This window comes from Streptomyces sp. KLMMK, from assembly GCF_036961605.1.
In the GTDB taxonomy this organism is placed as follows: domain Bacteria; phylum Actinomycetota; class Actinomycetes; order Streptomycetales; family Streptomycetaceae; genus Streptomyces; species Streptomyces telluris.
Genome location: NZ_JBAMDC010000306.1, coordinates 1 through 7,887 on the forward strand (window position 1 = coordinate 1; position 7,887 = coordinate 7,887).

A 7,887-nucleotide genomic window follows, 5' to 3' on the forward strand; every position below is an offset into this window, starting at 1 on the left:
CCGAGGCGGGCGTCGACGCGCGTAGCCAGGAGCTGCACGCGATCAAGGCGCTGCGCAAGGCCGAGCGGGGCCTGAGCCTGGCGACGGCGGTGCGGCTGGTGCGCGAGGCCGCGGCGGTGCCGGCGGATGCGTCCGGGATCTGAGATACGCCCGACCGGGATATGACCGAACTGTAGGCTCGTGACCGTGCCCAAGCCGCTCAGCCTCCCCTTCGACCCCATCGCCCGAGCCGATGAGCTCTGGAAGCAGCGGTGGGGCTCCGTGCCGTCGATGGCCGCGATCACTTCGATCATGCGGGCCCATCAGATCCTGCTGGGCCAGGTCGATGCGGTCGTCAAACCGTACGGGCTGACGTTCGCGCGCTACGAGGCGCTGGTGCTGCTCACGTTCAGCAAGGCCGGCGAGCTGCCGATGTCGAAGATCGGCGAGCGGCTGATGGTGCACCCCACGTCGGTCACCAACACCGTGGACCGGCTGGTCGCCTCCGGCCTCGTCGCCAAGCGCCCCAACCCCAAGGACGGGCGCGGCACGCTCGCGTCGATCACGGAGAAGGGCCGCGAGGCGGTGGACGGCGCCACGCGCGACCTGATGGCGATGGACTTCGGCCTCGGCGCCTACGGGGCGGACGAGTGCGGCGACATCTTCACGATGCTGCGGCCCCTGCGGGTGGCCGCGGGCGATTTCGCGGAGTCCGGCGAAGAGGAGTAGCGCGGCCGGGCGGGGCGGCGAAGATCGCCCCGGAACGGGCGGTTACGCTCGTTGTCATGAAGCGAAGCGTCCTGACTCGATACCGCGTGATGGCCTACGCCACTGCCGTGATGCTGCTGGTCCTCTGCGCCAGCATGGTCCTCAAGTACGGCTTCGACACAGGCGCGAACGCGACGCTGGTGATCTCCCAGATCCACGGCGTGCTCTTCATCGTCTACCTGATCTTCGCCTTCGACCTCGGCTCCAAGGCGCGCTGGAAGTTCGGCAAGCTGCTGTGGGTGCTGGTCTCCGGCACCATCCCGACGGCCGCGTTCTTCGTCGAGCGCAAGGTCGTCCGGGAGGTCGAGCCGCTGATCGCGGACGCCCCGGTCCGGGCGACCGCCTGACGCCACCGCCGCCGCACCCCTCGTCGCCCCGCGACACCCCGCCCCGGACACCCCTTGTGTTCGGGGCGCTCTTGCGCGACGATTTACTAGGACGTCCTAGTAAATTGCCCGCCGGGCCAGCGCCGGACCGGAGCGGGCAGGACGCGGAGAGGTGGACGAGAGCACATGGATGCAGCAGCCATCGAGGCCGGTCGCGGCCGCTGGCAGGAGCGTTTCGACGCGGCCCGCAAGCGGGACGCCGACTTCACCACCCTCTCCGGCGACGAGGTCGCTCCCGTCTACGGCCCCCGCCCCGGTGATGCGTACGAGGGCTTCGAGCGCATCGGCTGGCCGGGGGAGTACCCCTTCACCCGCGGCCTGTACGCCACCGGCTACCGCGGCCGCACCTGGACCATCCGCCAGTTCGCCGGCTTCGGCAACGCCGAGCAGACCAACGAGCGCTACAAGATGATCCTCGCCAACGGCGGCGGCGGGCTCTCGGTCGCCTTCGACATGCCCACCCTCATGGGCCGCGACTCCGACGACCCCCGCTCGCTCGGCGAGGTCGGCCACTGCGGCGTCGCCATCGACTCCGCCGCCGACATGGAGGTCCTCTTCAAGGACATCCCCCTCGGCGACGTGACGACGTCCATGACCATCAGCGGGCCCGCCGTGCCCGTCTTCTGCATGTACCTCGTCGCCGCCGAGCGGCAGGGCGTCGACCCCGCCGTCCTCAACGGCACGCTCCAGACCGACATCTTCAAGGAGTACATCGCGCAGAAGGAGTGGCTCTTCCCGCCCGAGCCCCACCTGCGCCTGATCGGCGACCTGATGGAGCACTGCGCCCGCACCATCCCCGCCTACAAGCCCCTGTCCGTCTCCGGCTACCACATCCGCGAGGCCGGGGCCACGGCCGCGCAGGAGCTCGCCTACACCCTCGCCGACGGCTTCGGGTACGTGGAGCTCGGCCTGAGCCGCGGGCTCGACGTCGACACCTTCGCGCCCGGCCTGTCCTTCTTCTTCGACGCCCACGTCGACTTCTTCGAGGAGATCGCCAAGTTCCGCGCCGCCCGCCGCATCTGGGCCCGCTGGATGAAGGAGGTCTACGGCGCGCAGTCCGAGAAGGCGCAGTGGCTGCGGTTCCACACCCAGACCGCGGGCGTCTCCCTCACCGCGCAGCAGCCGTACAACAACGTCGTGCGTACGGCCGTGGAGGCCCTCGCCGCCGTCCTGGGCGGCACCAACTCCCTGCACACCAACGCCCTCGACGAGACCCTCGCCCTCCCCAGCGAGCAGGCCGCCGAGATCGCCCTGCGCACGCAGCAGGTGCTCATGGAGGAGACCGGCGTCGCCAACGTCGCCGACCCGCTCGGCGGCTCCTGGTACGTCGAGCAGCTCACCGACCGGATCGAGGCCGACGCCGAGAAGATCTTCGAGCAGATCAAGGAGCGCGGCACCCGTGCCGTGCCGAACGGGAAGCACCCGATCGGGCCCGTCACCTCCGGCATCCTGCGCGGCATCGAGGACGGCTGGTTCACCGGCGAGATCGCCGAGAGCGCCTTCCGCTACCAGCAGTCCCTGGAGAAGGGCGACAAGCGCGTCGTCGGCGTCAACTGCCACCACGGCTCGGTCACGGGCGACCTGGAGATCCTGCGCGTCAGCCACGAGGTCGAGCGCGAGCAGGTCCGCGTCCTCGCCGGCCGCAAGGCCGCGCGGGACGACGCGCGGGTCCGCGCCTCGCTCGACGCGATGCTCGCCGCCGCCCGGGACGGCTCCAACATGATCGGCCCCATGCTGGAGGCGGTGCGGGCCGAGGCCACCCTCGGTGAGATCTGCGGGGTCCTGCGGGAGGAGTGGGGGGTGTACGTCGAGCCGGCCGGGTTCTGAGCTCCCGGGGGCTCAGCCCCGGACCCTGTTCCTCGAAGTTCCTCGAACGGGCGCCGCGCAGTGGCGCGGCTACGCCTGCAAGCCCCCGATCAGGAGCGCGGCGAAGCCGCGGGCCCATTCGGGGTCGACCCGCTCCGCGCTGACCAGCGTGCGGTGCACGACCGCGCCGGCGATCACGTCGAAGATCAGGTCGGCCGTGCGGGCCGCGGCCGACAGGTCTTCCTCGTAGGGGAGCTCCCCGCGTGCCTGGGCGCGCTCCCGCCCCAGGAGGACCAGGCGCTTCTGGCGGTCCACGATCGCGTCCCGGATGCGTTCGCGCAGAGCATCGTCCCGCGTGGACTCCGCGACCACGGCCATCAGGGCCGTCTTGGTCTCCGGCCGTTCCAGCAGCGCGGCGAACCGCAGCACCACGCCCTCGATGTCGGCCTGCAGGCTGCCGAGGTCCGGCAGCTCCAGCTGCTCGTCGAAGAGTGCCGCGACCGCGTCCACGACGAGCTCGTTCTTGTTCGCCCAGCGCCGGTAGAGCGTGGTCTTCGCCACCCCCGCGCGGGCGGCCACGTCGCCCATCGTCAGCTTTCCCCAGCCCAGCTCGACCAGCGCGGCGCGCGTCGCCTCCAGGATCGCGCGGTCGGCCTCGGGGCTGCGCGGGCGCCCGGTGCGGCGCGCGGGGGAGGGGGCGGGGCTCATGGCACCGGACCCTACCGCCGAGTAGGCCCCGGGGCAGGGGGGCTTGCGGAGGGGGCGGGGGGTGCAGTTACGCTACGGCTCGTAGCGTAAGAGCGACAACCACGGACGCCGGGTGGGGACCCGGTGTCGCACGCCACCGCTATTTTTCCGGTTCACCGGGTGGAGGGGGGAGGATAGGGCCCATGCAGCCACGGAACATGTCCATGAGTGGAGTGGTCGACCTCGCCGCGGTGAAGGCCGCCGGGGAAGCCAAGCAGAAGGCGGAGCAGGCGCGCGCCGAGGCCGCCCGCACGGGCGCACCGCCCGCCGCCGCAGGCCGTCTCGTCTTCGACGTCGACGAGGCCGGCTTCGAGGCCCAGGTCCTGCAGCGCTCCGCCGAGGTGCCCGTCGTCATCGACTTCTGGGCCGACTGGTGCGAGCCGTGCAAGCAGCTCGGCCCGCTGCTGGAGCGTCTGGCGGCCGAGTACGCGGGCCGTTTCGTGCTCGCCAAGGTCGACGTCGAGGCCAATCAGCTGCTGTTCCAGCAGTTCGGCGTGCAGTCGATCCCCGCGGTCTTCGCGGTGGTGGCCGGCCAGGCCCTGCCGCTGTTCCAGGGCGCCGCGCCCGAGGCGCAGATCCGCCAGGTGCTCGACCAGCTCGTGCAGGTGTCCGAGCAGCGCTTCGGCATCGTGGGCGCGCCGCTCGCCGAGGACGCGGGCGAGGAGGCCGGGGCCGCGGAGCCCCAGGCGCCGGCCGGTCCGCACGACGGCGCGCTGAGCCTCGCCCACCAGGCGCTGGACGCGGGCGACCTGGGCGGCGCCGTCCGGGCTTACGAGAATGTGCTGGCCGAGGACCCGGCCAACCCCGAGGCGAAGCTGGGCCTCGCGCAGGCCGAGCTGCTCCGGCGCGTCCAGGGCGTGGACCCGCAGGCGGTCCGCAAGGCCGCCGCGGACAAGCCCGGCGATGTGCAGGCGCAGATCGCCGCGGCCGACCTCGACCTGGTCGGCGGCCACGTCGAGGACGCTTTCGGCCGTCTGATCGACGCGGTCAAGCGCACCGCGGGCGAGGACCGCAATGCGGCGCGCGTGCGGCTGCTGGAGCTCTTCGAGGTGATCGGGGCGGACGACCCGCGGGTGAGCGCTGCGCGGACCGCGCTCTCTCGCGCGCTGTTCTGACACAAACGAAACAGCGGCATCGCTTTACCAAAACTTGGTAAACGGGGTCGCCGTTACTGCGAGTAAGAAAAGCCCGGGCATTCGCCCGGGCTTTTCCGTTACCTCCGCTTCTCTCCGGGCACGGTGCGGCGACGTCCCCGCGCCCGTCGATGCACACCGGACGCCCCGCGGTTATCGGCTCGTTACTCGCTAGTAATGAACCTCTTGTGCGGCAGCCGCGAATGCACCACGATCGGCCAAGCTCGGTCCATTCCTCCAACCCGGCAGCCGGCCGGCGTCGGGGGAGCGGGTCCCCACCGGGCGGACCGGCCCCGTGCGGGCCGGTTCAGGGACAGGGGGGTCCCCGCCGCACTCCGGCAGGGCCTGTCCCCGCGGTTGCGCGAAGGCGTGGCCAAGTGGTTGTCGCTCGGGGGTGATCGCCGGTGTTGCCGGAGGCGTTTCGCGTCGCCGGACGGCGGCGCTCTCCTTTCCGAGGACGTAGCACGTCTCCCATCCCCGGGCGCGGCTCGCGACGCGAGGCCCGCGCCGGAGATGTACGTCCGAGAAGGAGGCAAGTCATGGAGTCCCAGACTCGAGGCGGGACCAGATGGCGGCGGTTCGCCGTCGTCATGGTGCCCAGCGTCGCGGCGACGGCCGCGATAGGTGTCGCGATCGCCCAGGGCGCGCTTGCGGCGTCGTTCAGCGTGTCGGGCCAGCAGTTCCAGGTGACGGCCGGGAAGATCCACGGCACGGGGTTCGTCCAGTACGGCGCCATGGACCAGACGAAGGCGGGCAACAAGCCCGTGGCGGTGGTCGGCATCAACGAGGCGACGATCAACAACCTCTGCCAGGCGGTCACCATCCCCATCCCCGGCATCGGCAAAGAGGTGTCGATGAAGCTGGAGGCCGGGGGCGACAAGGCCGTCACGGCGTCGAAGCTCTACATCGACGCCGAGGACATGAAGGCCAACGCCACGTTCAAGAACGTCGACATCGGCGTGTCCGTGGACAACACCACCAAGGGGCCGGGCCCCGCGGGAGCGGGCAAGAACGGCGAAGGCGCGCACGTGCCCGGCTCGTTCGCCCAGCAGGCGGACGAGGTCTGGTTCGACAGCGTCGACCAGAAGGCCTGGGCGACCTCGGCGGGCACGTTCACCCTCCCCGGTCTGCACATGGGCATCAGCTGGGGCAAGTCCGAGTGCAAGGTGCCCCAGGGCTGACACGCTGAACGGGCGGGTGCGGGACGGGAAGCGCGCTCCCGTACCCGTACCGCGTCCGCTCCGTACCGAAGAAGATGCCCCTCCCTAGGAGCTGTACGACATGAGCGTCGACACGCGACCCCACCCGGTCGGTTCATTCGGCCGCGCCCGCCGTTCGTTCCGGGAGTGGCGGTGGCAACGCCCGTTCTGGGGCGGGCTGTGGACCCTGCTGTCCGGGATCCCGATCATGTACATCCCTTACCAGACCATGACGTTGGGCGACCTGCACATCCGCATGGCCACCACGGCGGGCGCCGGGTCGCTGATCATAGGGGTGCTGCTGGTCGTCCTCGGCCTCACGCTCTGGTTCCAGCAGCAGTCCCGGATCTTCGCCGGAGTCGCGGCCATCCTGCTCGCGCTGGTCTCCCTGGTCGTCTCCAACTTCGGCGCGTTCCTCATCGGTTTCCTGCTCGCCCTCCTCGGCGGCGCCCTCGGCGTCTCCTGGGCACCCGGCAGGCCCGCCGCCGCAGCCGCCGTGGAGCCGTCGGCCGCCGTATCGCTCAGCAAGGAGCGGGACGGAGGCCACGGTGCCGAGTGAGGGGCCGCGCCACGCCGCGCCCAGAAAGCCGCTGCTCGCCCGGCTGCACATGCCGGCGGGCAAAGCCGTCGCCCTCGCGGCCATGCCGAGCGCCGTCCTGATGGGCATGGGGCTGACCCCCACGCTGGCGTCCGCCAAGCCCGCGCCCAAGAAGCTGTTCGACGGAGCGTGCGCCACGGCCCCGGACACGGCGGCCGAGGGGGAGACCCCGGACGCCGGGGCGTCGGGCGCACCGAGCGGCAAGCCCAGCGGCAAGCCGAGCGCCGGCCCCGGCGCCGGTCCGAGCGCGGCGCCCGGCGCGGGGGCGTCGTCCGCGCCTGCCGGGGACCGGAAGAAGCCGGAGAACCCGGACAAGCCGGAGAAGCCGGCGGCTCCCGGGAAGGGTGCGTCGGCCAAGCCCGGCACGCCCTCCGGCTCGCCGTCCTCGGCGCCCGCGAAGCCGTCCCCTTCCCCCTCCTCTTCGCCTTCCGCGGCCAAGCCCGCCAACCCCCTCGACCCGCTGGGTCTCGGCGACAAGCTCCACGACATCCTGACCGGCGGCGCGAAGCCGGGCGGGAAGGCAGGCGAGAAGCCGGTCCCGCCGCCGGCGTCCCCCGGCCCGGCGTCCTCGGCCCCCGCGCCCAAGCCCTCGGCGCAGTCCGGCAAGGCGGCCCGGAAGGACCCCGCGGAGAAGCCGGGGGAGCAGGACAAGGACAAGGGGCAGGACAAGGGCGAGGAGAAGGGCGGCCCCTCCGCGGGCCCGTCCACGTCCCCCGGCCCGGCCCCGTCGGGGTCGACTTCCCCGTCGGCCGCCCCGGAGGCGGGCGACGGGGAGCTGCCGCCCTGCCCCAAGGGCACCGTCGTGGACGAGAACGAGCGCCACGCGTTCCCCCATCAGCCCTGGTACCTGGAGGCGAGCAAGCTCACCCTCACCGGGCTGACGTACGAGGGCGTCAAGAAGATCACCATGGTGAACGGGCAGAAGAAGGACGTCCTCAAGTTCACCGCCGACTCGCTGGCGATCAAGGACCTGCACCAGATCGTCAACAGCCGGGGCAAGCAGTACCACGTGGCCGGCATGGGCACGGAGTCCACCATCACCGGCGGCAAGGTGACCATGTACACCGAGGAGCTGAAGGGCAGCCTCCTCGGGATCATCCCGGCGACGCACTCGCCGAGCGTTCCGCCGCCGCTGATACCCGGGCTGAAGCTGCCGATCCCGGTCTTCTACACCAACGTCAAGATCCGTCAGGGCGGGCAGTTCGGCGGCACGCTGCACATCCCGAACCTGCACCAGTACATGACTGACGGAACGTATCCCTAGAGCACCG

8 protein-coding genes are annotated in these 7,887 nt (G+C 71.5%); 7 read left to right on the forward strand and 1 reads right to left on the reverse strand.

The features are described 5' to 3' along the window. The first annotated feature begins 186 nt into the window (after positions 1 to 186). The 3 genes from V7793_RS29060 (at position 187) to V7793_RS29070 (ending at position 2,960) form a co-directional block, all read left to right on the forward strand. Positions 187 to 708: a MarR family winged helix-turn-helix transcriptional regulator gene (locus V7793_RS29060; RefSeq protein WP_336011892.1), complete on the forward strand. Its 522-nt coding sequence runs from the start codon at positions 187 to 189 to the stop codon at positions 706 to 708. Between the two features lie 56 nt (positions 709 to 764). Continuing rightward, complete coding sequence (locus V7793_RS29065; protein WP_336011895.1) at positions 765 to 1,094, forward strand: DUF3817 domain-containing protein; 330 nt, start codon at positions 765 to 767, stop codon at positions 1,092 to 1,094. 165 nt (positions 1,095 to 1,259) lie between these two features. Further along, the gene (locus V7793_RS29070) at positions 1,260 to 2,960 is read left to right on the forward strand and encodes an acyl-CoA mutase large subunit family protein (RefSeq protein WP_336011898.1); all 1,701 of its coding nucleotides are present in this window, start codon (positions 1,260 to 1,262) and stop codon (positions 2,958 to 2,960) included. A gap of 69 nt (positions 2,961 to 3,029) precedes the next feature. Here the strand turns inward: V7793_RS29070 and V7793_RS29075 are convergent, their stop codons facing one another. Next, entirely contained in the window at positions 3,030 to 3,647 is a 618-nt protein-coding gene (locus tag V7793_RS29075; protein WP_336011901.1) for a TetR/AcrR family transcriptional regulator, read from the reverse strand. A 182-nt stretch (positions 3,648 to 3,829) separates the two neighbouring features. Here V7793_RS29075 and V7793_RS29080 point away from each other — a divergent pair, with 182 nt between their 5' ends. The 4 genes from V7793_RS29080 to V7793_RS29095 all read left to right on the forward strand — a co-directional run bounded on the left by V7793_RS29080 (position 3,830) and on the right by V7793_RS29095 (position 7,880). Further along, on the forward strand, positions 3,830 to 4,801 hold the full coding sequence (locus tag V7793_RS29080) for a tetratricopeptide repeat protein (protein ID WP_336011904.1): 972 nt from the start codon (positions 3,830 to 3,832) through the stop codon (positions 4,799 to 4,801). Between the two features lie 557 nt (positions 4,802 to 5,358). Beyond that, positions 5,359 to 6,000, forward strand: a complete 642-nt coding sequence (locus tag V7793_RS29085; RefSeq protein WP_336011906.1) for a DUF6230 family protein — start codon at positions 5,359 to 5,361, stop codon at positions 5,998 to 6,000. 100 nt (positions 6,001 to 6,100) lie between these two features. Next, on the forward strand, positions 6,101 to 6,577 hold the full coding sequence (locus tag V7793_RS29090; RefSeq protein WP_336011911.1) for a DUF6114 domain-containing protein: 477 nt from the start codon (positions 6,101 to 6,103) through the stop codon (positions 6,575 to 6,577). Next, positions 6,567 to 7,880: a hypothetical protein gene (locus tag V7793_RS29095; protein ID WP_336011914.1), complete on the forward strand. Its 1,314-nt coding sequence runs from the start codon at positions 6,567 to 6,569 to the stop codon at positions 7,878 to 7,880. The genes V7793_RS29090 and V7793_RS29095 overlap by 11 nt, the downstream gene beginning before the upstream one ends. Positions 7,881 to 7,887: the final 7 nt, after the last annotated feature.

Bases quoted from the DNA above. Each gene is read 5' to 3' on its own strand.
- V7793_RS29070 (WP_336011898.1), top strand. From the start codon at position 1,260: ATGGATGCAGCAGCCATCGAGGCCGGTCGCGGCCGCTGGCAGGAGCGT.
- V7793_RS29075 (WP_336011901.1), bottom strand. From the start codon at position 3,647: ATGAGCCCCGCCCCCTCCCCCGCGCGCCGCACCGGGCGCCCGCGCAGC.
- V7793_RS29085 (WP_336011906.1), top strand. From the start codon at position 5,359: ATGGAGTCCCAGACTCGAGGCGGGACCAGATGGCGGCGGTTCGCCGTC.
- V7793_RS29080 (WP_336011904.1), top strand. From the start codon at position 3,830: ATGCAGCCACGGAACATGTCCATGAGTGGAGTGGTCGACCTCGCCGCG.
- V7793_RS29065 (WP_336011895.1), top strand. From the start codon at position 765: ATGAAGCGAAGCGTCCTGACTCGATACCGCGTGATGGCCTACGCCACT.
- V7793_RS29090 (WP_336011911.1), top strand. From the start codon at position 6,101: ATGAGCGTCGACACGCGACCCCACCCGGTCGGTTCATTCGGCCGCGCC.